The organism is Desulfobulbaceae bacterium DB1, from assembly GCA_001914235.1.
In the GTDB taxonomy this organism is placed as follows: Bacteria; Desulfobacterota; Desulfobulbia; order Desulfobulbales; family SURF-16; genus DB1.
Genome location: MQUF01000014.1, coordinates 13,196 through 38,217, shown reverse-complemented (window position 1 = coordinate 38,217; position 25,022 = coordinate 13,196). Strand labels below are relative to the sequence as shown.

General features: G+C 53.1%; 23 protein-coding genes, 1 tRNA gene and 1 pseudogene. 17 read left to right on the top strand and 8 right to left on the bottom strand.

Features of this window, described 5'->3' with window-relative positions; genetic code table 11:
* Positions 1-11: 11 nt before the first annotated feature.
* From BM485_11880 to BM485_11850, 7 genes are all read right to left on the bottom strand, one after another.
* Entirely contained in the window at positions 12-1,130 is a 1,119-nt protein-coding gene (locus tag BM485_11880; protein ID OKY74545.1) for an NADH dehydrogenase, read from the bottom strand.
* Positions 1,127-1,687, bottom strand: a complete 561-nt coding sequence (locus tag BM485_11875) for a hypothetical protein (protein OKY74544.1) — start codon at positions 1,685-1,687, stop codon at positions 1,127-1,129. Before BM485_11875 ends, BM485_11880 begins: the two co-directional genes overlap by 4 nt.
* A gap of 81 nt (positions 1,688-1,768) precedes the next feature.
* Positions 1,769-2,302 (bottom strand): NADH-quinone oxidoreductase subunit B, encoded by a 534-nt coding sequence (locus BM485_11870; protein ID OKY74543.1) that lies wholly within the window; start codon positions 2,300-2,302, stop codon positions 1,769-1,771.
* Positions 2,275-2,673 carry an NADH dehydrogenase gene (locus BM485_11865; protein ID OKY74542.1) on the bottom strand — a complete coding sequence of 133 codons (399 nt, stop codon included), beginning with the start codon at positions 2,671-2,673 and terminating at the stop codon, positions 2,275-2,277. The genes BM485_11870 and BM485_11865 overlap by 28 nt, the downstream gene beginning before the upstream one ends.
* Before the next feature lie 379 nt (positions 2,674-3,052).
* A complete protein-coding gene (locus tag BM485_11860; protein ID OKY74541.1) occupies positions 3,053-4,516 on the bottom strand; it encodes a UDP-N-acetylmuramate:L-alanyl-gamma-D-glutamyl-meso-diaminopimelate ligase in 1,464 nt (487 codons plus the stop codon).
* Entirely contained in the window at positions 4,513-4,704 is a 192-nt protein-coding gene (locus BM485_11855) for a hypothetical protein (GenBank protein OKY74540.1), read from the bottom strand. The genes BM485_11860 and BM485_11855 overlap by 4 nt, the downstream gene beginning before the upstream one ends.
* A gap of 213 nt (positions 4,705-4,917) precedes the next feature.
* A tRNA-Ala gene (locus tag BM485_11850) sits at positions 4,918-4,993 on the bottom strand.
* 434 nt (positions 4,994-5,427) lie between these two features.
* Here BM485_11850 and BM485_11845 point away from each other — a divergent pair.
* Genes BM485_11845 through BM485_11825 form a run of 5 tightly spaced genes read left to right on the top strand, consistent with a single transcriptional unit; the run spans position 5,428 to position 10,934 of the window.
* Positions 5,428-6,465 carry a rod shape-determining protein gene (locus tag BM485_11845; protein ID OKY74539.1) on the top strand — a complete coding sequence of 346 codons (1,038 nt, stop codon included), beginning with the start codon at positions 5,428-5,430 and terminating at the stop codon, positions 6,463-6,465.
* Between the two features lie 7 nt (positions 6,466-6,472).
* Positions 6,473-7,333, top strand: a complete 861-nt coding sequence (locus BM485_11840) for a rod shape-determining protein MreC (GenBank protein ID OKY74538.1) — start codon at positions 6,473-6,475, stop codon at positions 7,331-7,333.
* Positions 7,334-7,336: 3 nt separating this feature from the next.
* Complete coding sequence (locus tag BM485_11835) at positions 7,337-7,873, top strand: rod shape-determining protein MreD (GenBank protein OKY74537.1); 537 nt, start codon at positions 7,337-7,339, stop codon at positions 7,871-7,873.
* A 24-nt stretch (positions 7,874-7,897) separates the two neighbouring features.
* Positions 7,898-9,784, top strand: a complete 1,887-nt coding sequence (locus BM485_11830) for a penicillin-binding protein 2 (protein ID OKY74536.1) — start codon at positions 7,898-7,900, stop codon at positions 9,782-9,784.
* A 37-nt stretch (positions 9,785-9,821) separates the two neighbouring features.
* Positions 9,822-10,934, top strand: coding sequence for a rod shape-determining protein RodA (locus BM485_11825; protein OKY74535.1), 1,113 nt, complete (start codon positions 9,822-9,824; stop codon positions 10,932-10,934).
* A gap of 31 nt (positions 10,935-10,965) precedes the next feature.
* On the opposite strand, the gene BM485_11820 is transcribed toward BM485_11825, so the two are convergent.
* Positions 10,966-12,111, bottom strand: coding sequence for a hypothetical protein (locus tag BM485_11820; GenBank protein ID OKY74534.1), 1,146 nt, complete (start codon positions 12,109-12,111; stop codon positions 10,966-10,968).
* A gap of 188 nt (positions 12,112-12,299) precedes the next feature.
* Here BM485_11820 and BM485_11815 point away from each other — a divergent pair, with 188 nt between their 5' ends.
* From BM485_11815 to BM485_11760, 12 genes and pseudogenes are all read left to right on the top strand, one after another.
* Complete coding sequence (locus BM485_11815; GenBank protein ID OKY74533.1) at positions 12,300-12,695, top strand: HNH endonuclease; 396 nt, start codon at positions 12,300-12,302, stop codon at positions 12,693-12,695.
* A 43-nt stretch (positions 12,696-12,738) separates the two neighbouring features.
* A complete protein-coding gene (locus BM485_11810; protein ID OKY74532.1) occupies positions 12,739-15,537 on the top strand; it encodes a type III restriction endonuclease subunit R in 2,799 nt (932 codons plus the stop codon).
* A 1-nt stretch (position 15,538) separates the two neighbouring features.
* Positions 15,539-15,835: pseudogene (locus BM485_11805) on the top strand (hypothetical protein).
* Positions 15,836-15,998: 163 nt separating this feature from the next.
* On the top strand, positions 15,999-16,673 hold the full coding sequence (locus BM485_11800; protein ID OKY74531.1) for a cell filamentation protein Fic: 675 nt from the start codon (positions 15,999-16,001) through the stop codon (positions 16,671-16,673).
* A gap of 230 nt (positions 16,674-16,903) precedes the next feature.
* Positions 16,904-17,203, top strand: coding sequence for a hypothetical protein (locus BM485_11795; GenBank protein OKY74530.1), 300 nt, complete (start codon positions 16,904-16,906; stop codon positions 17,201-17,203).
* A 2-nt stretch (positions 17,204-17,205) separates the two neighbouring features.
* The gene (locus BM485_11790) at positions 17,206-18,666 is read left to right on the top strand and encodes a hypothetical protein (GenBank protein ID OKY74529.1); all 1,461 of its coding nucleotides are present in this window, start codon (positions 17,206-17,208) and stop codon (positions 18,664-18,666) included.
* A 236-nt stretch (positions 18,667-18,902) separates the two neighbouring features.
* The gene (locus BM485_11785) at positions 18,903-20,330 is read left to right on the top strand and encodes an ATPase (protein OKY74528.1); all 1,428 of its coding nucleotides are present in this window, start codon (positions 18,903-18,905) and stop codon (positions 20,328-20,330) included.
* A gap of 55 nt (positions 20,331-20,385) precedes the next feature.
* Positions 20,386-21,882: a DNA methyltransferase gene (locus BM485_11780; protein ID OKY74527.1), complete on the top strand. Its 1,497-nt coding sequence runs from the start codon at positions 20,386-20,388 to the stop codon at positions 21,880-21,882.
* 8 nt (positions 21,883-21,890) lie between these two features.
* Positions 21,891-22,085 (top strand): hypothetical protein, encoded by a 195-nt coding sequence (locus BM485_11775; GenBank protein ID OKY74526.1) that lies wholly within the window; start codon positions 21,891-21,893, stop codon positions 22,083-22,085.
* A 156-nt stretch (positions 22,086-22,241) separates the two neighbouring features.
* A complete protein-coding gene (locus tag BM485_11770; GenBank protein ID OKY74525.1) occupies positions 22,242-23,579 on the top strand; it encodes a hypothetical protein in 1,338 nt (445 codons plus the stop codon).
* 67 nt (positions 23,580-23,646) lie between these two features.
* On the top strand, positions 23,647-24,210 hold the full coding sequence (locus BM485_11765; protein ID OKY74785.1) for a GNAT family N-acetyltransferase: 564 nt from the start codon (positions 23,647-23,649) through the stop codon (positions 24,208-24,210).
* Entirely contained in the window at positions 24,189-25,022 is an 834-nt protein-coding gene (locus tag BM485_11760; GenBank protein OKY74524.1) for a GntR family transcriptional regulator, read from the top strand. Before BM485_11765 ends, BM485_11760 begins: the two co-directional genes overlap by 22 nt.

Here is a 25,022-nt window from a genome sequence, read left to right as displayed (position 1 = left end):
GTGCTCGCTCCTTACCGGTCCATCTCGGGTATAACGGGATCAAGACTTCCCAAAAACGCCAGGGCGTCGGACAGCAGCATACCGCGGCTTGCCTCCTCGAACAGACTGACATTTGAATAGGTTGGAGACCTCAGTCTCATACGGTACGATGTATTGGTGCCGTCACTGACTGTCCTCATTGAAAATGTACCGCGGGCGGCTTCGACCGCGTAATGAAAATCGCCGACGGGAGGTTTCAGCGCCTTGGGTACTTTCTCAGCCATTACCGGTCCTTCCGGCAGTTTATTCAAGGCCTGTTCTATGATCCGGCAGGACTCCAACATCTCATCCATTCTCACCATGTAGCGGGCCATTGAATCACATTCTTTATACACCGGGATATCAAAATCCAATTCAGGATAGACGCTGTACGGTTCATTTCTGCGAATATCGTAATTTACGCCTGAGCCACGCAGAACCGGTCCGGTCGCTCCGAATTTCCGGCACATTTCAGCTGAAATGGGGCCAACTCCGATCAGCCGATCCATCAAGATGACGTTGCCGGTAACCAGCTTATGATACATGGGTATCTGCGGACGAAACCGCTTGAGAAAGGCGCGTGTTCCGGCGATGAAGTCGTCATCTATATCGTTATAAACTCCGCCGAAGCGGAAATAACAGTAGGTGAGCCGGGAGCCGGTGACCGACTCCAGCAGATCGAGGATCTGCTCGCGCTCATCCATGGCGTACATCAGAGGGGTAAATCCGCCAAGATCCATGATATAGGCGCCAAAACCCAAGAGATGGCTTTGTATCCGGTTTAATTCCGCTGTAATGACGCGAATGTACTCAGCCCGCTCAGGCACTTCAATCCCCGCAGCCCGCTCCATAAGACCAGCATAGCAATGATTGTATGCCATGGCGGACAGATAATCGAGACGACCCATATTTGGCCAGAACTGGTTCCATGTTCTATTTTCACCCATCTTCTCATGCATGCGGTGAATATAGCCGAGGATTGGTTCCGCCCGGTCGATGTATTCGCCATCCATGACGACCTTGATTCGAAGAACACCGTGGGTTGCAGGATGTTGGGGACCTATATTCAGCTCAAAGGTCTCACGCAAATGGCTTTGGGCTAATGAACTCATGGCTTGAAATCCTTACGTAATGGATAGAAATCAGCATCCTCCGGCAGCAGGAAGTGTTCAAGCTGCGGATGACCGACAAAATTGATGCCCAGCATTTCCCATGTCTCCCTTTCATGCCAGTTCGCGCCGCCATAGATATGGCAGACAGTCGGAATTTCAGCATTGTTCCGGTCAACCCTGGCCCTCACCACAACTCGGAACAACTGCCCACCGGAATAGGAGTAATCATAGATGACCTCAAGCTGACCATCCTTGAGCCAGTCAACGCCGGTCACCATTTCCAGGGTCATTCCTTCACCATCAAGTATTTCAGCAGCTCTGACAACCTGATCCGGGTTGATCTGCACATCAAGATGGGCGCCCCTTTTTGCATATTCCGTCTCGATCAGACCATTTTTCCGCGGGGCAGCCTCGTCATTCTTGGCTTTGGCCTTGGCCTTTTCCTCACCTTCTCCTTCAGCTTGAACTTCAACCGGTGCCTCTTCCCGAGGTGGCTCGGCAGGGAGACCTTCAGCAGCCAAATTTTCCAGTTCTCTTTTTATTTTAGCTCGATCCATAACGTTACCATGAAGGTGGACTCACAAAAATCGGCAGGAAAATACATTACCGGATTTGAGAGTGGTAAATGCCGGCTTGGCTTAACCTTTGACCATAGTTTCCGGTTTCACCCGCGGCCAACGCCGATTACCGGTAATTTTTTCCTCAAGTTCCAGCAATCCCTCAATCAGGGCCTCTGGACGAGGGGGACATCCGGGAATATAGACATCAACCGGCAGAAAGGTGTCCGCTCCTTCAACTACATTATATTGGCCCGGATAGACAAATGGACCACCGGAAATCGCACAGTTTCCCATAGCGATAACCCACTTTGGTTCAGGCATCTGGTCATAGAGGATTTTAACGGCGGGCATCATCTTTTTATTGATTGTACCGGCAACGATCATTACATCACTTTGACGCGGCGACGGGCGAAAAACCTCCGCCCCAAAACGCGACAGGTCGAAACGAGCGCAACCGCTTGACAGCATTTCGATGGCGCAGCAGGCCAAGCCGAAGGTCATGGGCCACAATGAGTTCGCCCTGGCCAACATACGCAGTTTATCCAATTGATGAAACTGCACCAATGCCGAGGGGATAGCACTCTCTACTGTTGGTATACTTTCCGTTCCCACTTGAACACTCCCTTATTCCATGCATAAACAATCGCCAGTGAAAGAATTCCGACAAATAAAACTATCTCGACAAAACCCCGCATACCAGGGAAATCGTTATAAACAGCGGCCACCGGGAAAAGAAACAGCACATCAACATCAAAGGCCAGAAACATCAAGGCATAAAGATAATAAAGAATTCCATAACGAATCCAGGCTGGACCGATGGTCAACATGCCGCACTCAATAGGAATTCTTGTCTTGTTGACGATTTGCCGGGTTCCACGGGGTGCAAAGAAATAAACAATGAGGAGGGGGCCGAAGCCGAAACCGAGACCGCAAAGTGTAAAAGCGGCAATATAAAGAAGATCCAAGAGAGATTGCTGTTCCACGATGCGGCTCCTTTGTTCGCCCCTTATGAATACTACCGGGCGAATCGCAAATGCAGGGATCATGCGCCCTACACCTAAAATTTGGTGGATTTGGCCGTCACAGGCCGACTCTTTTGGTCGCACACAACATAATTGTTGCATACTTCCAGCCGTTTTTATCCCATAGACCAGCCTATGTCAAGCAAAAAATGAATGACTATTCACACATTTCCGAATTAGCACACACTCCACGCCACGCATTGCTTCACATCATGCAACAGTTCATAATTATTTCAAATAAACGTAAAGAATGCGTGCACGTTTCGTGCTTTTGCACAAAACGACATTGTGGTGGCAGGCATTGAAAAATCCGTAGAGATACGGGGATAGGAGTGGTGCTTTACGTACGAGAGGATTCGAGCTGCAGCAGGAGACGTTCGTGAATGTTGTCGAAACCACCGTTTGACAAAATGGCCACAACATCGCCGGCACGGAGATTGGCGGCAAGATGAAGAAGTATATGATCGGTGCCGGGGAAATAATGACTGTCCACCCCCCGACTCCGCAGATCATCAACCAACTCCCGGGCGGAAAAACGTTGCCCTTCGGGAACGGCGGCCAGGGCATCGGGTTCCTTGACCAGCACCAGGTCCGCCGCATCAAAGGCCCCGACATAATCCTGCTGAAACACCCGCCGTCGACTCGAGTTGGTCCGTGGTTCAAAAACAGCAAGCAACCGCTGGCCGGCGTAAACCGACCGCAACGCGGCAAGGGTCTCCCGCACCGCGGTGGGATGATGGGCAAAATCATCGATCACCGTCACACCGGACACGACCCCTCTGACTTCCTGACGTCTCCTGACCCCGGTAAATGCCTGTAATTCCCGCCGGATAACAGCAGGGGAAAGCCCCAGGGAATCAAGCACGGCAATCACCGCAAGGGCATTGAGGCAATTATGCCGGCCGGGCATGGAGGTGACAAAAGAACCGAACGACTCCCCTTTCCGCAAAACGGAAAAGGAGGTTCCCTGCCGTGAGCATTGCACATGAACGAGCCGCCATTCATTTCCATCCCCCTCACCATAACCAGATACGCGGCAGGGAGCGGCAGCGACGATTTCGCGCACGACAGGATCATCAAGACAGGCAATCAAACAGCCGTCCGGCGGCATGATAGCCACAAGCCGGCGAAAAGACTCTTTAACCGCTTCAAGATCCGCATAAATGTCGGCATGATCGAATTCAATACTGGTAATGATGGCAATATGCGGCTGATAATGAAGAAACTTCGGCCCCTTATCGAAAAAGGCGGTATCGTATTCGTCCCCTTCGACAACAAAATAGAGACCGTCGCCCACCTTGAAATTTTTACCAAAGGCCTGGACAATGCCGCCGATCATGAAACCGGGATCAAGCCCCGCGCCATGCAGCATGGTAGCGAGAAGTGATGAGGTTGTCGTCTTGCCGTGAGTCCCCGCCACCACAAGAGATTTTTTGTCAGCCAGAAAACGATGGCCCAAGAGTTGCGGGAAGGAAAGATAAGGAATGGAAAGGCGGGCGAGTTCAAGGGCTTCAGGATTTTTGCGGGTAATCACATTGCCGACAACCACCAGATCAGGTCGCGACTCAAGATTTTCCGGGCGATAGCCCTCCATGATCGGAATGCCGCACTGCGCCAGAAAATCACTCATGGGCGGATAGACATGGCTGTCCGAGCCGGTGACGGTGTATCCCCGGCTTTTGAGCATGCCAGCCACGGCGGCCATGCCGGTGCCGCAGATACCCATCAGGTGGATACGAGAGGTACTTTCCGGGAAATAATTAAGCTCGGGTAAAAGTTCAGCGGTTTGCCGGCCGTGCGTCATGACCGGACGGCTCGCAGAACTGTCTGATGGACCTGCTCAAACGTCTCATCAAAATTGGCTGGAGAAAGCCGGCCAACCTCAATAAATTTGACGATTATCTCCTTGGTCACCTTGAGAATCGCTTCATCGGTTACCTGCTTATTGAGATTTTTTACAGTGCTGTCGGCGGGATTCTGGCTCGAAGACATGAACAAACTCCGATAAAAAGAAAAAAAAGCCTCTGCGGCGGAAAGAAGGCCAATTCTTGAGTACCGGCAGAGGCTTTATCTTCACTATAAGGAAAAACTTTTAAAAAGCCCTCCCCGAATGAAAGATCATATCCTGGCGATGTGAGATAAAAACCCTACCCGAAATTCGGATTTGACACCCCGGGAAACCGGAGCTTGGCATGAAATAAAGATTGGTGGAGCTAAGCGGGATCGAACCGCTGACCTCTTGAATGCCATTCAAGCGCTCTCCCAGCTGAGCTATAGCCCCACTCCACTGAAATTTGTGCTCCCATATAATCGTTCACAACAGTGGCTGTCAAGTATTTTTTCCGCGACACCCAACTACCACATAGTGCCAATAAACTAATTGAGCAAACGGGGGCATTTCTCTTGCTAACAATATTTTTTTTTGCTAAAATTCAATGTTTTAAGGATAAGCAATCGCTTATATTGATTGGTTTTGCGACATGATTGATGGATTCGACAAACTTCCCCCCGATGAGAAGACAGTGGATTCCGCCTGATTCCGAGCCGGCCATTGCACGGAATCTTGCACCTCCGATAGGCCGTACGTTGCGGACAAGCAAACTTTATTTTTAAGACCGCCACGTATTGGTTCCATTAATCACAAGACATTCCATGGAACGGCGGCAGATTGTCTCATGAAAATTTCTGAAATTCAACCCCCTTGGGAGCACATTAATGTTTTCTCCTTTTGACTCATTATTCGGCTGGCTGTCCAATGACCTGGCCATTGACCTTGGAACCGCCAACACTCTTGTTTATGTCAAGGGAAAAGGGATCGTCCTGCGCGAACCTTCCGTTGTCGCCGTCCGCAAGGACCATCGCAGCAACAAGGTTCTGGCGGTGGGAAAAGAGGCGAAAATGATGCTCGGCCGAACCCCCGGCAACATAGTTGCCATCCGTCCGATCAAGGATGGCGTCATCGCCGACTTTGAAGTCACCGAAGCCATGCTCCGTTATTTCATCAACAAGGTTCACAATCGCAGGACCCTGGTCCATCCGCGCATCATTATCAGCGTCCCCTCCGGCATAACCCAAGTCGAAAAAAGAGCGGTGCGCGAATCCGCCGAATCCGCCGGCGCGCGCGAGGTCTATCTTATTGAAGAACCGATGGCCGCGGCCATCGGTGCGGGGCTGCCCATCACCGAACCGACAGCCAATATGATTGTCGATATCGGCGGCGGCACCACCGAGGTCGCCGTCATCTCCCTGGCCGGTATCGTATACGCCAAATCCGTCCGGGTAGCCGGCGACAAGATGGATGATGCCATTCTCCAGCACATCAAGCGCAAACACAACCTGGCCATCGGCGAGCATTCCGCCGAGGTGATCAAAACCACCATTGCCGACGTCATGCCGGAACCGCCCTATGAAACCATGGATATCAAGGGCCGGGATCTGGTTTCCGGCGTTCCCAAAACACTGACAATCGATTCCGGCGAAATCAATCTGGCCATTGCCGAGCAGGTCGATGCCATTATTGAGACGGTGAAAATGGCCCTGGAACTGACTCCGCCGGAGCTGTCGGCCGACATCGTCGACCAGGGAATCGTGCTGACCGGCGGAGGCGCGTTGCTCCGCAATCTCGACAAACGCCTGAAGCAGGAAACAGGGCTGCCGATCATCATCGCCGACGACCCGCTTTCGTCCGTGGTGCTCGGTTCCGGCAAGGCGCTGGAAAACATCGATGTTCTCAAAGAGGTGATGGTAAACTGATACCCTAATGAGAAAAAAAAAGAAAACATCGAAGCAGCTTAAGCTCTACCTTCTCTTCGGTTCCATCCTGACTTTCATCCTCATCCTCATCGTTTCAACCGTCGGCCGGCAAGAGTTAAATGCCCCGCAGCGGCTGGGGCTGGACCTTATCGGCAAAGGCCAGTATGTCGTGACGACCATTGCCGACGGCATTGCCGGAGTCTGGTCCAACTACATCGCACTGCTTGATGTCCGTGATGAAAACGAGAAGCTCATTACCGAGCTTGAGAAATACAAGGCCATGAACATCAAGCATCGCGAAGCGGTGGCTACCAATGTCCGCTTAAGCAAACTGCTGCAGATGAAGGAAACGCTTCCCCCGCCTACCCTCACCGCCCAGATAATAGGCAGGGATCCCTCCCTCTGGTTCCGCACAATTATTATTGACCGGGGAAGCAGCGAGGGAGTTGAAAAGGGAATGCCCGTGGTAACAGTGGAAGGAGTTGTCGGCCAGATTCTTGAGTCGTCGCCGAATTATGCAAAAGTCCTTCTTGCCAATGACCCGAACAGCGCGATCGATGTTCTTGTCCAGAAAAACAGGGTGCAGGGAATCCTGAAAGGCAACGGCGGCAACGGCTTCAATCTTCTTTATGTTTTAAAAAACGCGGACGTGGAAAAGGGAGATATCATCGTCACCTCCGGCCTCGGCGACATTTTCCCGAAAGGCTTGCCGGTGGGTACCGTTTCCCAGGTGACCAAAAGCAAACGCGGCATGTTTCAGAAAATCGACATTGAGCCGGCGGTTGATTTTTCCCAGCTGGAATTCCTTTTGATCATCATGCACGAAAATTCCCTTGCCGGTCGGGATCTCAATAGTCAATACCATTAAGTCATGGCAGTCCTATCCTACTTTCTCATTGCGGTTCTGCTCCTCATTCTGCAGACGTCGCTGCTGCCGTCCCTGCCTGACTGGATGGGCCGCCCTGATCCGCTTTTCGTACTCATCGTCTTTGTTGCGTTGCGATTCGATATTTACCGGGGTGCGGTCCTTCTCCTGCTCCTCGGCCTGATCATGGATATTTTTTCCGGGATCTTCCTCGGCATTTATCCCGTAACCTATTTGTTGCTTTTTGCTCTCCTGAAAGCAGTGGCGAGAAAACTTGCAATTCATGAAACAGCCCATCGGTTTCCCCTGGTGCTTTCTTGTTATCTGCTGGTCAACACCGTGCTTTTTACTTTCGCCACCTTTCTCGCTCCGGAAAACGAACTTTCCTGGAACTGGATAAAAATTCTGCTGCAGATGCTTATGATTTCCCTTTTCATGCCGCCCCTTTTTGCCCTGTTCGACGCGCTGGACTCTTGGCTCACCCCCAGGCGGGCGGTTATCTTTTTTCAACGTCCGAAATCAAAAAACACCTTCCGGGAATAACCGGACTCTTCTTGACGTAACATCATGCCGCGAATACGCAGACCGCTTGAAAGAATTAACAAAATCGACGAGGAAGAACTCCTTGTCCTGAAAAAACGGGTTGATGTCGCCACGGCCGTCGTTATTGTCTTCATTGCCGTGCTTGTCGCCCGACTCTGGTTTCTGCAGATAAAGAAGGGAGACGAATATGTCAAACTGGCGGAAAACAACCGCATCAGGATTCAGCAGATACAGGCTCCCCGCGGCAATATCCTGGACCGCCATGGTCGCGTCATCATCACCAACCGGCCCTATTTCAATCTCCTGTGGACCAAGGAAGATGCGCCGAATCCCGACGAGGTGATCAAGCAGCTTGCCCAGATCTTAAATGAAGATATTTCCGCACTGCTTGACCGCGTCCGCGAAGCTGCGGACCAGCCCCGGTACATGCCCATCCTGATCAAAGAGGATATTGACTGGAAAACCTTGGTGTACATCGAAAATCATCATTTTGACCTGCCCGGCGTGCGCATCGACGCAGTCCCGAGTCGTGACTATCTCTACGCCAACATGGCCTCGCACATGATCGGCTACATCGGCCAGATCAGCAAGAAAGAAATGGAACTCCCGGAATATGCCGAGTATCGCGGCGGTGATCCGGTGGGGAAAATGGGTATCGAAAAGCTTTTCGAAAAAGATCTGCACGGCGAAAAGGGACATCGGTATCTGGAAGTTGACGTGCTTGGCTTTGAGCAGCAGGAACTGCAGCACCAGGACCCTCTGCCCGGCAACGACCTGCAGTTGACCATCGATATCGATCTGCAGCAAACCGCGGAAAAGGCCCTCGATGGTTTCGGCGGAGCAGTGGTGGTCATGGAGGTGCATACCGGCAAACTGCTGGCCCTCGCCAGTTCCCCACCCTTGCAGCTGGCCGAATTCATAGGCGGCATTTCCAGCAAAAACTGGCAAAAACACCTTAATGACCCTCTTCGCCCCCTGATCGACAAAACCATTCAGGGCCAGTATCCGCCCGGTTCGACCTACAAACTTATCACCGCCCTGGGCGGATTGACGGAAAAAATTATCACCCCGGATACTGTTTTTTACTGCAACGGAGGACTTCATGTTTACAACCGACGCTACGGCTGCTGGAAAAATAGCGGTCACGGCGCGGTCAGCCTCAACCGGGCCATCGCCGAGTCCTGCGATGTCTATTTCTACCAGGTGGGCATGAAACTCGGCGTTGACCGGCTGGCTGCCTATGCTCAATCCCTCGGCCTCGGCCGGACCACGGGAATCGTGCTGGAACACGAAAAGCCGGGGCTTGTCCCCACGTCCGCCTGGAAAAAAGAGAAAAAAAAGGAGCGCTGGCAGGATGGCGAAACCCTGTCCGTTGCCATCGGCCAAGGGTTCAATCTTGCCACCCCCTTGCAAATCTGCCGCATGACCGCGGCGGTCGTCAATGGCGGCAAGCTCTACAGGCCCCTGCTGCTTGAAACGATAAAAAATCCGGACGGCACCACCCTAAAAGACGTGGAACCGGAATTGCTGGGCGAGGTACTCGGAACGAAGTCATCCCTTGCGTTGATCATGCAAGGCATGATCTCAACGGTCAACGACCGCCACGGCACCGGCGGCAGCGCAAAACTCGACAAAATACTTGTCGGCGGCAAGACCGGCACCGCCCAGGTTGTCCGCATGGCAAAATTCAAGAGCATGACGGAAGACGCCATGCCCCGAAAGTACCGGGACCATGCCTGGTTTACCTGTTTTGCCCCGGCCGACAAACCGGAAATCGCCGTCACGGTTCTTGTCGAGCATGGGGGCCATGGCGGATCAGCCGCCGGACCCATTGCCAAAAAAGTGCTGGAAGAATATTTCAAGGAAATAATCGCGGCAGAGGAAGAGGCTCCAGCAGAACTGGAAAATTGACCGTCATCCTTCCCGCAAGGAGAGAGACCGAGAGACCATGTTACGTTTTGACCGCAGACTTCTCCAGCATTTCGACTGGGTCATCCTGCTCTGGCTGACGCTTATCGCCGGCATGTGCCTGATGAACCTTTACAGCGCCGTTTATCCGGGGAAACCCACGGGCACCCCGGTTTATTTGAAACAGCTCTATTATTTCATCATGGGAATGGGGCTGATTCTGGCCATTATCAGTATCGACTACCGCCACCTCATGTCCTGGAATTATACCATTTACGGCGTCACCTGCCTGGTGCTACTGTATGCCTTGGTTCTCGGCAAGACCCAGATGGGCGCCCAGCGCTGGATAGATCTCGGTTTCTTCAACCTGCAGCCGTCGGAACCCGCCAAGCTCATGCTGGTCATCACCCTGGCAAGTTATTACTCGCGCATGGATACGGACAAGGGCTTCACCCTGCGAGAACTGATCGCACCCATTACGCTGACCCTTGTCCCCTTTCTGCTGATTCTCAAGCAGCCGGACCTCGGCACGGCGCTGATGCTGGGTTTCATTTTTGTTTCCCTCACCCTCTTTGTCAAACTGAAATGGCAGACCTTGAGCATCCTGCTGGGAGTGTGCGCCTCCCTGATTCCCTTTGCCTGGAAATTCGTCCTGAAGCCCTACCAGAAACAGCGCATTGAAACGTTTCTCAACCCTGAAGCCGATCCGCTCAGCAGCGGCTATCACATCCTTCAGTCAAAAATCGCCGTGGGCAGCGGGCTTACCTTCGGCAAGGGCTTTCTCGCCGGCACCCAGGGACATCTCGACTTTCTGCCCGAACGCCACACCGACTTCGCCTTTTCCATCTGGGCGGAAGAGTTCGGCTTTGTCGGCTCGGTCATCTTCCTGTCCGCCTACTTTTTCCTGATTCTCTGGGGATTAAACAGCGCCGTCTCCTCCCGGGATAAATTCGGCACCCTGCTCTGCATCGGCGTCGTCTCGCTCATCTTCTGGCAGGCCTTCATCAACCTCGCCATGGTCATGGGCATGCTCCCGGTGGTGGGAATGCCCCTGCCCCTTTTCAGCTATGGAGGCTCCTCGCTGTTGACCACCATGGCCGGCATCGGCATCCTGATCAGTGTCCGCATGCGCCGCTACCAGCTCCCCGGATAAATCCGCACCGGCATGCCGGAAGAACGGCCCCTCATTTCTGCGGGATGATGCCGGCGGCGGAGATGCCTTGAATCACATAGTCGTCACTGTTGATGAAATTAGCAAAGATAATGAGAAAAGATACGGCGACCAGCGCCATCAGCCTTTTGTTTTCATACAGATCAGCCTGGCACCTTTTTTTGCTTTCCGAATCGTCATAAACAAAATATTTGCGAAACAGGCCGTCCAGTTCATTGGGCCCTTCTTCCCTGATCGCCTCGAATCCTCCGCTGTGGGAATACTCCATGGCCTCGAACAGAATAGACCGCTGCGCACTCGGCTCCTTTACGTGATAGGAAAAAATATGCAGCAGAATGGTCTGCGCCTCACGAATGCCGGCAACGGCCAGCGAGTAGAACAGCTTGCGCGCGCCGTCAGACAGAGGCACCTTTTCACTGCGCAGCATGGAAAGAAAAACCGAGTTTTTATAAAGCTGATAGAGCCGCATGGCGCCGTTTATCCTGCCGGTCGCCGGATGAGGCCTGCCGGGGTGCCGCCCCTTGTAGGAATTGACAAAAAGAATATCAAAGATGACCTGGAAACAGTGGGGGCGGTCGGCGGAATCCTGCAGATCAACCCGCAGATCAAGGGTGTTGTCCAGCCTGTCAGCCAGCTTCACCATGGCCAGTTCCGGAGACTCTTTTGCCTTCTCCAGCAACCGGCCCAGATATGCGGTATAATTCTGCCCTTGCGGCTTGGCCAGAAAGGCGATCCGCTCGTTGAGAAACCAGTTCGCCCCGGCATCTATTTTTTCCAGCAGATGATGAAACTTGGCATCAAGGCGGCTCCAGATTTCCGGGCTGTATTTTTCCGAGGTGAGATCCTCCTCTTTGTCATGAAAAAGGGCGCAGAGCAGATTGAGGGTGCTGGGCTGGTCACAGGCCCTGGCCAGTAGGGTTGAAGCACGGATCGGATGAAGAATGGCAAGAGGGCCAAGGCGGCGTTTCTGTTTCCCGTAAGCGTCGCCGAGATACTCGAGCGCCTCCAGAAGGAAACCCTCCGACATCTCGTCCTGCTCCAGGGCCTCCCCCCCCATCAGGTTAAGAATACCCCGCCAGTTGACAGGTTCGCCGGCGAGCTGGTAATTTAGAAAAGACGAAAGAGAAAGAAATTCCTGGGTGTCGATAAGCGGCTTCATCAATTGGACTCCGGAGGATGAATTGTGCGGGCAGACAAAAAATCGCTTCCCTGTGAATCATACCATTCATCAGATCGAGCTCAAACAGGAAATCTCTTTTTTTCGTTTCCGGCCGTGGCGACCAATACGTCAACAATATTGACATTTATGGCTCTTTCTTTCATGCTGGTTTCAATGGAGATCGACACATGACGACCAAACAGGCGTTATCCGCAACAAACGCCAAGGGCCGGGCAATAACCGACGCCCTGCGCGACCTGGAACTCCGGCAGAAAACCTACCGGGAACAGGCATTAAAAATTTTTCCCTGGGTATGCGCCAAGTGCGGCAGGGAATTTTCCGGCAAAAAGCTCAAGGATCTCACCGTCCACCACAAGGACCACAACCACGACAACAACCCCCCGGACGGCAGCAACTGGGAGCTGCTCTGCCTCTATTGCCACGACAATGAGCATTCTCGCTTCCTGGAATCCGAGTGGCAGGATGGTCCGACCATTCCGGGTGAGCGGCCATCATCCGTCACCCACAACCCCTTTGCCAATCTGCAGAGCTTGCTTGCGGGAAAAACAAAAGATAAAAAATGAAAAATATCTTGCTGCAACCATGATATGAGATAAATGAAAACTCATGACCTGCGAAATTCACGCCCGCGAAAAAATAGATCAACTGCTTACCCAGGCCGGTTGGCTGGTTCAGGATGTCAAGGACACCAACATCTTTGCCGCCAAGGGCGTGGCTATCCGTGAATTTCCCCTGAAAAGCGGACATGGCTTTGCCGATTATCTTCTCTATGTGGACGCCAAGGCCGCAGGCGTCATCGAGGCCAAAAAGACCGGCACTACGCTAACCGGGGTTGAGATCCAGTCCGACAAATACGCCCACGGCCTGCCCGACGGCCTCCCTGCCTGGGCCAAACCGCTGCCCTTTTGTTACGAATCCACCGGCGACGAGACCAGATTTACCAATAACCTTGATCCCGCCCCCCGCTCCCGCCAGGTCTTCGCCTTTCATAAGCCGGAGTATCTTTTCGAGGAAGCAGAGAAAATCCCCAGCCAAACCGCCGAAGCAACTTCCGGATATCTCAGCCGGCATTCCACCCTGCGGGGCCGCCTCCGCACCATGCCGCCTCTCATCGAAGACGGTTTCTGGCCCGCCCAGATCCAGGCGGTCAAAAATCTCGAAAAATCCCTGGCCCGCGACTGCCCCCGGTCGCTGATCCAGATGGCCACCGGCAGCGGCAAGACCTTCACCGCCATTTCCATTATCTACCGGCTCATCAAGTTCGCCGGGGCCAAGCGCGTCCTCTTTCTGGTCGATCGCGGCAACCTGGGCAAGCAGACCTTAAAAGAGTTCCAGCAATACGTCTCACCCTACAACAATTACAAGTTCAGCGAGGAGTTCATCGTCCAGCGCCTCACCTCCAACACCATCGATACCACCGCAAAGGTCTGCATTTGCACCATCCAGCGGCTTTACTCCATGCTCCGGGGCCAAGAGCTCCCCGAAGAGGCCGAGGACCAATCGCCTCACGGGCTGGACAGTCTGTTCAAGGAAATCCCACCCCTGGAATACAACCCCGATATCCCCATCGAAACCTTTGATTTCATCATCACCGATGAATGCCATCGCTCCATCTACAACCTCTGGCGGCAGGTGCTGGAGTATTTCGACGCTTTTCTCATCGGCCTCACCGCTACCCCGTCCAAGCAGACCTTCGGCTTCTTCAACCGCAACCTGGTGATGGAATACGATCACGAACGGGCCGTGGCCGATGGCGTCAACGTCAATTACGATGTCTACCGAATCAAGACCAGGATCACCGAAGCAGGCTCCAAGGTTGAGTCCGGCTACTATATCGACAAACGCGACCGCGAGACCCGCACCACCCGCTGGGAAAAGCTCGATGAAGATTTCGAGTACGATCCCAACAAGCTCGACCGCGATGTGGTGGCCGTCGACCAAATCCGCACCATTGTCCAAACCTTTCGCGACAAGGTGCTGACCGAGATCTTTCCGGGCCGCGAATATGTGCCCAAGACCCTGATCTTCGCGAAAGACGACAGCCACGCCGAGGATATCGTCAAGATCATCCGCGAGGAGTTTGGCAAGGGCAACGATTTCGCCCAGAAGATCACCTACAGAACCTCCGGCGGCACGCCGGAACAGCTGATCGCCTCCTTCCGCAACAGCTTCAATCCCCGCATCGCCGTTACCGTTGACATGATCGCCACCGGCACCGACATCAAGCCGCTGGAAATCGTCATGTTCATGCGGGCCGTCCGCTCCCGCTCCTTCTTCGAGCAGATGAAGGGCCGCGGCGTCCGGATCATCAACCAGAGCGACTTACAATCGGTCACCCCGGATGCCAGGGTCAAGGACCATTTCATCATTGTCGATTGCGTCGGCGTCTGCGAGATGGACAAGACCGATTCCCGGCCCATGGAGAGAAAGCCCACGGTCAGTTTCGAAAAACTCCTGCAGGCGATCGCGCTTGGCAATACCGAGCCGGATGTGATCTCGTCCCTTGCCGCCCGCATGGCCCGCATCGGCCGCCAGATAACCCCTGCGGATGACCGCCAGGTGACCCTTCTTTCCAATGGTAAGACCATCGAACAGTTGACCGCGGGTCTGGTCACCGCCATCAAGCCCGACAATCAGATTGACAGGGCCAGGCAGGATAACGGCGGCACCGAGCCCAGCGAAGAGCAGATCAAACAGGCCGGGGTCAAACTGATTGTCGAGGCCACCAGGCCGCTGCATAATCCGGCGCTCCGCAACTTCCTGGTCGAGGTCAAGCGAAAGAACGAGCAGATCATTGATAACATCAGTGAAGATCAGGTGATCTCCGCCGCGTTTTCCGTCGAGGCCCTGGAAAAGGTCAAGTCCATGGTCCAATCCTTCGAGCAGTTTCTGGCCGACAACCGCGACGAGATCACCGCCCTGCAGGTTCTCTACAGCAGGCCCTACAAGAGCCGCTTGCGTTTTGCGGATATCAAGGAGCTGGCCGCTCGGATCGAAAAGCCGCCGCACCATTTCCGGGTTGATAATCTCTGGGATGCTTATGCGGCTCTGGAAAAGGCCAGGGTCAAGGGGGCCAATGCCCCGCATATTTTGACTGATCTTGTTTCCCTGGTCCGCTTTGCCATGCATCAGGAGAATGAGCTGGTACCGTTTCCGGAAAAGGTTGAGGCCAACTTCAAGGCCTGGCTCGCCCAGCAGGAGGCAAGCGGCAGGAAATTTACCGACGAACAGCGTAACTGGCTGATCATGATCCGCGACCATATCGCCGCCAATCTCGGCATTGAAACCGACGATTTCGACTATGCGCCATTTGCCCAGCAAGGCGGGCTGGGAAAGGTACACCAACTTTTTGGCGAGGAGTTGAATGTGATAATTGAAGAATTGAATGAGGCTTTGGCGGCTTGATATGCAAAATGAGCATGTTGAAATAATTATCTATGAGGCAGAAGAGAGAACCGTTGAGGTGCGGCTCGACCGCGACACCGTCTGGCTTACCCAGAGGCAGATGGCAGAACTCTTTGACACCTCCTCGGACAATATCAGCCTCCATCTGAAAAATATTTTTGCGGATGAGGAACTTGAGAAAAAAGCAACTACCGAGGATTTCTCGGCAGTTCAAAAAGAGGGAAAAAGGCAGGTTCGGCGAACGTTAACCCATTATAATCTGGATGCCATAATCTCCGTCGGCTACCGGGTCAATTCAATCGATATTGAGACGGACGACATCCAGAACGTATTCGTGTCACGGTTGACAGGGATGATGGGATCGACCGATTTTGATTATGCACCTTCCACCCCGGAAGGTGGTTTGAGCCGGGAGCATCAATTCTTTGGCGAGGATTCGGATGTAATTATTGAAGAGTTAAATGAGGCCTTGGCGGCCTAGCATGAAAAAGTCCGGACGATATAAAACCGACGGCTTCATTGAGGATCAATATGAGGCAGGATCCGGGGGACTTGTTCTCAAAAATCTTCTCCATATAAAAGACAAGCAGGAGATTGAAGAGTTAGAAACAAGAGAACTCTACCGGGTCACGGAACAAATGACCGAGATCTTCGATCAGGATCATCAATTCACCGCTGGCGACATCTGCAATATGCATCGCAACTGGCTTGGTCCGGTCTATGAGTGGGCTGGGAAATATCGGCAGGTAACCATCAGCAAAGGCGGGTTTACTTTTGCCTTGCCCAGAGTCATCCCGCAACTGATGGCGGATTTCGAGAAAAATGAGTTGCGCCGATTTACGCCCTGCACCTTTGCAGATCGAGAGGAGCAGATCCAGGCCCTGGCAATTGTGCACACCGAATTATTATTGATCCACCCGTTCCGCGAAGGAAACGGCAGACTGTCCCGGCTTCTGGCAATGCTTATGGCCCTGCAGGCGGGATTGCCGCCCTTGGATTTCAGTGAGTTCGAGGGGGAAAGAAAAGAGGAGTATTTTGCGGCTGTACGCAAGGGAATGGATAGGGATTATCAACCCATGGGAGAATTTTTCAGCGCGGTGATTGACCGGACTCTTCAGGCTTACGAGGAGAAGTAACCGTCGTGCCGGTGACCTTCTCTCTGGTGACATGGACGCCTTCGATCGCCGATGATGACGACACGCTGGACCACAAACCTTTTTCCCGGGTTACCGGGGCTTTCAGATAAGGATTGGTTTCTTTCAAGCTTTTCGTTTGCATGGTTTAAATATATCACGGATTAGACGAAAAATCCCTCTTTGATTTGCCCGCAAAGTGAGTTGTTTTTTGCATATGATGAAGAGATAGCATGAAGATGAAACAAAATATCCCATATGATGTTTTCTCTGTCCAAAAACATCATATGGATTTTCGTATGTGTTTTCCATGGGTCTCCGATATGATCCGCGAGCATATTACCGCCAATCTCGGTATTGAGACGGACGACATCCAGGACGTATTCGTGTCGCGGGAGGCATGGACGCCTGGAGCGACCGATTTCGGATATGCGCCTTTTGCCCAGGAAGGTGGATTGGGTAAGGTGTATCAGCTTTTTGGTGAGGAGTTGAATGCGATGATTGGAGAGTTGAATGAGGCTTTGGCGGCGTGAGAGTGGATAACAAACAACTTCCTGTCGGCTGGACAGTTTCAACAATAGAAGACATCGCTGATGTGAATCCTCGCATCAACAAAGCTGGTATTTCCGATGCCCTAAATGTCTCGTTTGTCCCGATGCCAGCTGTTGGGGCGGCAGATGGATCAATAGATGTAAGTGGAGAACGCTTATTCGGAGAAGTTAAAAAAGGTTTCACTCCATTCCAAGAAGGAGATGTTCTGTTTGCTAAAATTACGCCGTGTATGGAAAACGGGAAAATGGCTATCGTGCCTAAACTAAAAAATGATCTCGGTTTTGGTTCAACAGAGTTTCATGTATTACGTCCCCGAGAAGGTATCGACGCCAGATACATCTATTACTACGTTTCTAGTAAAAATTTTCGTGGCGAAGCAGAACGATACATGACCGGTGCTGTTGGTCAACGGCGTGTTACAACTCCCTATTTGAAAGAGTGCGAAATTCCTCTGCCTCCGCCTGAACAACAAAAACGCATCGTTGCGGAAATCGAAAAACAATTCTCCCGGCTTGATGAAGCCGTTACCAATCTCAAGCGCGTCAAGGCCAACCTCAAACGCTACAAAGCCGCCGTACTCAAAGCCGCTGTCGAAGGACGCCTGGTTGAAACCGAAGCCGAACTCGCCGCACAGGGACGCGCCAGTGCCGCGGAAGGCAGGACGCCGGGAGCGGCCGCCCGCCGCCAAGGCCGCGACCTTGAAACCGGGGAGCACCTTCTGCAACGCATCCTCGAAACCCGTCGCAGCCAGTGGCAAGGCAAAGGAAAATACAAGGAACCTGCCCCGCCCGACACCAGCGACCTGCCTGAATTGCCGGAGGGATGGGTGTGGGCGACTGTCGAGCAACTAATTGCACACCTTACTGACGGCGATCACCAACCGCCGCCGCAAACTGATCAAGGAATTCCATTTATTGTAATTGGTAATGTTCGTAGCGGCAAAATTGATTTTTCTAATACGCGCCATGTAGCGGAAGACTATTACCAATCTCTTGATCCCAATCGCCAACCGAAACAAGGAGACCTGTTATATACTTTGGTGGGGAGCTATGGCATTCCTGTTCGGGTCACAACCGAAAAACGCTTTAGTATTCAGCGCCACATGGCTATACTACGCCCGCATGAAAATTCTCCGATGGACTATCTCACTTTTGCGATGGCTTCGAATTACGTATTTAGGCAAGCAACTGCGATAGCAACAGGAACAGCCCAAAAAACTGTTCCACTAGCAGGATTGAGACAAATCGTGATTCCACTCCCGCCCCTCGCCGAACAACACCGCATCGTCGCCGAAGTCGACCGCCGCCTCTCCCTGACCCGCGAAATCGAGGCCCAGGTCGAGGCCAACCTCAAACGGGCTGAACGTCTGCGCCAATCAATTCTGAGCAAGGCCTTTTCCGGCCAGCTTATACTGCGCAACACAGATAAGAAGGAAAAAGTATGAACGAGGCAAAGCTATTAGATCCTCTCGGCCTCGGAAAGGGCCTGACAGTTGACCTATCTGCTGTTTCTCAAGATGTCGGATGAGCGGGTCAAGAGCGCAATCTGTAAAAACTATTTGTTTCATGCAATCGTAATGTCTTGATTTGTAAAGTTTTTTTTGCTAATTGTCTAGCAAGGTTAATGTTTTGATCTTATTTGACAACTCTTTGTTCATTGTTTTGCCCTTATAGGGTTCGTATGCTGCAAGTATCTGAAAAAGAAATAGAATATCGTTTACGGCTCGATAACCCATGGTGGCAGGCAGGGGCCGGGATCGAACCCGACTATCAAGCGTTCCCGCGCCGGGCCTATCTGCCGGATTTCTCGTCTCTTGTGGGGCAGACCGGGGTGAATCGGGCCGTGGTTTTGCTTGGGCCGCGCCGGGTCGGCAAGACGATTATGGTCTACCACGCAATCCAGGATCTGCTTGATAATGGCGGAATAAAAGGTCGGGACATCCTCTATGTTTCCATGGAGACGCCAATCTATACCGGGTTGTCCCTGGAGAGTTTGGTTACCAGATTCCAACGGTTGTTTACTCGTCCGGACGGCACCCGCTTATATGTGTTTTTCGATGAAATCCAATATCTCAAAGGCTGGGAAGTCCACCTGAAGTCATTGGTCGATACCTTTCGCGGCATCAGTTTTGTGGCCACGGGTTCGGCGGCGGCAGCACTGAAAACCAAGAGTGCGGAATCCGGGGCCGGAAGGTTTACCGAATATGTTCTTCCTCCTCTCACCTTTGCTGAATACTTGCGCTTCATCGGCCTGGAGAAAATATTGATCCGGGAAGTTGTTGGCAGCGGGAATACTCCACGGTATGAGACCGAGGACATCCAAGGTCTCAATAAGGCTTTTGTCGACTACCTGAACTTTGGCGGCTACCCTGAGGCCGTCTTTTCAGAAGCTGTCCGGCAAGATCCAAGGCGTTACATTAAAAGTGATATTATCGACAAAGTCCTCTTGCGTGATTTGCCTATCCTGTATGGAATTACGGATATTCAGGAGTTGAACAGCCTCTTTAATACACTTGCCTATAACACCGGGCAGGAATTGAGTCTTGATGATCTTTCCAAGACTTCTCATGTGGCAAAAAATACCCTCGTCAAGTATCTCGAATACCTTGAGGCAGCCTTTCTCATCCGCAGGATTCGCAGGATTGATCAGGATGCGGCCCACTTCAGAAGGATGATGACCTTCAAAGTCTATCTTACCAACCCAACCATGCGTGCGGCCCTGTTCGGACCCGTTGATGAACATCATGAAGCCATGGGGCAGCTGGTTGAAACCGCCGTATTCAGCCAGTGGCTGCATAATGCAGCTTTTGTGGACTCGTTATATTATGCGCGGTGGAGAAGCGGTGAAGTGGACTCGGTAAGCCTTGACGCCCAGCAAAGACCACGCTTTGCCGTTGAGGTGAAATGGTCCGACCGGGCTTTTGATGATCATCGGGAGATTAAGGGGCTGTTGGGATTTGTTAAGAAACATGAACTTCAAAGAATCCCCCTGGTGACAACACTTTCACGCTCCGGCATCAAGGATATCGCGGATGTGCAAGTCGAGTTTACCCCCAGCAGTATTCACTGTTTTACCGTGGCAAAAAACACCCTCGACCGGCGCAAGTAACTGCAATGGATGAGGGGATCTCTATGTAAATCTGTGCCGCAAAAAGGCTTTAGAAATGACCCCAGCAAATATCGTCCAAAAACTCTGGAACTACTGTAACGTCCTGCGGGATGATGGGATGAGTTATGGTGATTACGTCGAGCAGTTGACCTATCTGCTGTTTCTCAAGATGTCGGATGAGCGGACCCACGCCCCGTATAACAAGCCGAGTGCGGTGCCGGCAGGGTACGACTGGCCCAGCCTGATCAAGAAAGACGGCGATGAGCTGTTTGATCATTACCGCCATACCCTGGATCAATTAGGGAAGGAAAAAGGCTTACTGGGGCTGATCTTCAATAAATCCCAGAACAAGTTTCAGGACCCGGCCAAACTGCGCCGTTTGCTGGTCGATCTGATCGGCAAGGAAAACTGGTCAATGATGAGCGCCGATGTCAAGGGCGATGCCTACGAGGGCTTGCTGGAAAAAAACGCCCAGGATACCAAGTCCGGGGCCGGCCAGTATTTCACCCCGCGCCCGCTGATCCAGGCCATGGTTGATGTGGTCCGGCCCAAACCGGGTGAGACCATTTGCGACCCGGCCTGCGGCACCGGCGGCTTTCTGCTGGCCGCCCATGAATACATCATCGCCCATAACCCCAATATGACCAAGGAGGAGAAGCGGGCGCTTAAGGACACGACCTTTTCCGGCTGGGAGCTGGTTCAGAATACCGCCCGGCTCTGCGCCATGAACCTGATGCTGCACGGCATCGGCAATAACGGCGGCAAACTGCCGCTCACCGTGGCCGATTCCCTGGCCGCCGATCCCGGCGACCGCTTTGAGATCGTCCTGACCAATCCCCCCTTCGGCAAAAAGAGCAGCACCACCATTGTCGGCGAAGACGGCAAGGCCTCCAAGGAGGTGGATATTGTTGAGCGTGAGGATTTCTGGGCCACCACCTCCAACAAACAGCTCAACTTCGTCCAGCATGTCAAAACCCTGCTCAAACAGCATGGCCGCTGCGGCATCGTGGTGCCGGATAATGTCCTCTTCGAAGGCGGGGCCGGGGAAACCGTGCGCCGCAAACTCCTGCACGATTGTGACGTCCACACCCTGCTGCGTTTGCCCACCGGCCTGTTCTACGCTCAAGGGGTCAAGGCCAACGTCCTCTTCTTTGATAAGAAACCGGCCTCGGAAACCCCGTGGACCAGAAAACTCTGGATCTATGATCTCCGCACCAACATCCACTTCACCCTTAAGACCAACCCCTTGAAACGAAGCGATCTGGACGAGTTTGTCGAAAACTACAACCCTGCCAACCGCCGGGACCGCAACCCCACCTGGTCAGGAGACAATCAAGCCGGCCGCTGGCGGTCATATGATTACGATGAAATCATCAACCGCGACAAGGCAAGCCTCGACATCTTCTGGCTCAAGGACGAATCCCTGGAGGATTCCGATAATCTGCCCGATCCCGGCATCATTGCCGCCGAGATCATCGAAGACCTCGAAGCCGCCTTGGAGCAGTTCCGGGAAATCGCTGAAGATCTGGTTCACCAAGAGACCGAGGGATAAAGTCAATCATGAACGGCATGAACAGAAACGATATAAAAGCAGGCTTTCGCGTTTTCATCGTCTTGAAACAGGATCAGCGATCCGGGAAACTAACGGAAGGAATCGTCAAAGATATCCTGACAAAATCCCCAACCCACCCCCACGGCATTAAGGTTCGACTGGAAAGCGGCGCAGTCGGTCGCGTCAAAAAGATTGAAGGTTGAAAAACATAGAAGGGACAGGTGTGCATTATTGCATTATATAGAGAGGATCAAGTATATGCTGGCGCCCTTGACTCCGGTTGCGGAACAAGTAAAGAATTGCTTTAAAAATTGCCCTTTGCGGCAAGAAACTTCGATCACCTCCAACTGACAGAGAATATGACAGACAACAAAATCGTCGAATTAACCCCGTTTCGCGCTGATCTGACCCGCGCCCTGGCCCGCAGGGGCGAGCGGCTTCTGGCCGCAAGCGACCTGCCCGCCGAGGTCGCCGGCCTCGAACCCCTGGAAGCCTACTATATTGTCCGGGAGATCGGCCTGGATCAGGCCCTGCCCATCCTCCTCCAGCTCAACCAGGAACAATTGGAGGCATGTATCGATCTCGACTGCTGGAACCGTTACGACTTTGCCGTTGACAGCCTGGATGAATGGCTGTCCGCCTTTGCGCTGGCCGGACCCGGAAAGCTGGCCACGGCTTTTTTCTCCCTGAACTACGTCTTACAGCTGCTCTTCCTGACCAAGACCGTCACGGTGTATGATCCTGATACCGATCAGGTTCCGCCGGAGGACGAGGAAAACGAGACGACCCGCGCCATGACTCCGGACGGCTTCTATCTGTTGGAATTAAAATCGGAAATATCGCTGAAAACCCATCCGTTTACCTTGCTGGATGCCCTGTACCAGCACGATTCAACCGCGGCCCACGAACTCCTCAGCCAGATTCGGGTGGATCTGGAAACGCAGATCGAGGAAGAGGCCTTGCGCTTCCGCAACTGCCGCATGGAGGATATCGGCTTTGTCGCACCGGACGAGGCATCCGTCCTCTTTTCCCGGCCACCCACGCACCAGCCGTTGCCCCGAACCAAGGAAGCGCTGGACAATGCCATCACCCGGGTTCCCTCCGTCTATGCCTCCCCTTTGATCGAAACCACCCTGTTACAGCAGGCCCTGGCCCTGATTGTGGACAAGGATTTCCTTTCCCGCCTGGAACAGGAAATCGTCTGGGCCATCAACAGCGCGATCATCGCCTATGGTGAAAAAACACATGATATCAAACAGATCATGGATATTGCCGAACGGGTGCGGGACACCATTTCCCTGGGCCTGGAATCACTGTCAACACAGCAGGAAAACCTCCCGCCCGAGGGCGCGGATGCCGCGGTCAAAGCGGCCGCCCTGCTCGATATCTGGTGCATAACCGATCTCTTCCGCCACGGCTTTGCCGCAACCCTTGACCTCCGGCAGGAGGCGCGGCAGGCCATGCAAGAGCCCGCCTTTCGTGCCTGGTATGAGCTGCCCGAGATGGAGCAGTCGGATGAACCGGGTGATCGCCTGGAACGCGCCTTTGTCACCGCGCTGCTCGGCCGTCATCCCCTGCACGGCGGTTTTGATCCGGCCAAAGCCGAAAAGACCAAGGCCTTTGTCGACCTTGCCGAGCTTCATGCCGCCCATGGTCGCCTCAAACGCCTCGTCGAACGGATCCGCTGCTCAGCTTGATCTTCCGCGCCTGCCGCATGACGGTGAATTTCAGGGGCAGCTTGGCGAAATAAGGAAAAGAAAAAAAATGAAAATACGCAAACTCACGACTGAAAATCATGCCAAGGTCACGGCCCTGCTGCGGCAGGCCTTCCCCGACAGCATTCATGAAGCACAGCTCGTTGAAAATCTCCACAAAAACAACAAGGCGCTGCATGAGTGGGTGTGCATTCATACCAATACAGTCATCGCCTCGATTACTTTTTCGCGGGCCTATAACGGCTCCGCGGTTTGCGGGTTGCATCTGGCGCCGCTGGCGGTCAAGCCCGAGTTTCAAAAGCAGGGGGTCGGCTCGGAATTGCTCCGCTTTGCCTTGCGGCAGGATGAGATCAGGGAAAGCACCATCTTTGTCCTGGGTGACCCCGGCTTTTACCAGAGGTTCGGATTTGAACCATGCGCCATGCCGGTTTGTCCCTTTGACAAAAATAATGCCCATTTCCTCAGCCTCCGCAACAACACGACCAGCCCGTTCACCGTGGGGTACGAACCGGAGTTTGCCGGCTGGACGCAGGATCGGCGCGACAAGGGAAGAAGGTCACGCTCACCACGAAAAAAACAACAGGGGAAAAAATGGCACGGATCGGCAAGATAAATAAACTGACGATAAAAAGAACCCGGAACGACGGCGCGCTCCTTGACGGCGGGGAATCAGGAGATATTCTCCTGCCGACACGGGAGGTCCCGGAAAAATGCCAAGCCGGCGATGAGATTGAGGTCTTTGTTTATACCGACCAGGAGGATCACCTGCGGGCAACCACCCGCAAACCGCATGCAACGGTCGGAGAGTTTGCCCCATTACGGGTGAAGACAATCACCTCCTCGGGCGCCTTTCTTGATTGGGGGCTGGAAAAAGATCTGTTTGTGCCGAAAAGTGAACAACGGCAGAGGATGCAGGAAGGCAAATCCTGTATTGTCCATCTCTTTTTGGATGAAAAAACCAATCGTATCATTGCCTCCGCCAAAATTGACAAATTCCTCGATCTGCAGCCCCCGGAGTATACCGAGGGGCAGGAGGTGGACCTGCTCATCGCCGAGCAAACCGATCTGGGATACAAGGCGATTGTCAACCAGTGCCATGGAGGGATGATCTATAAAAACGAGGTGTTTCAGCGGCTTGCCGTCGGTCGGCGGGTGAAAGGCTTTATCAAAAAAATACGGGAAGACCTCAAAATCGACCTGAGCCTGCAAAAAACGGGCGGCCGGGCTGTCGACGACATTGCCCAGGCCGTCCTCGCGACATTGCAGGCCCATGGCGGCAGAATCGCCGTCAGCGATAAAAGTCCGCCGGAAGATATCTATGCCCTGTTCGGGGTGAGCAAAAAAAACTTCAAAAAGGCGATCGGCGCCCTGTACAAAAAAAGGCTCATCATCATCGACACCAATGATATCCGCCTTGCCGGGTGA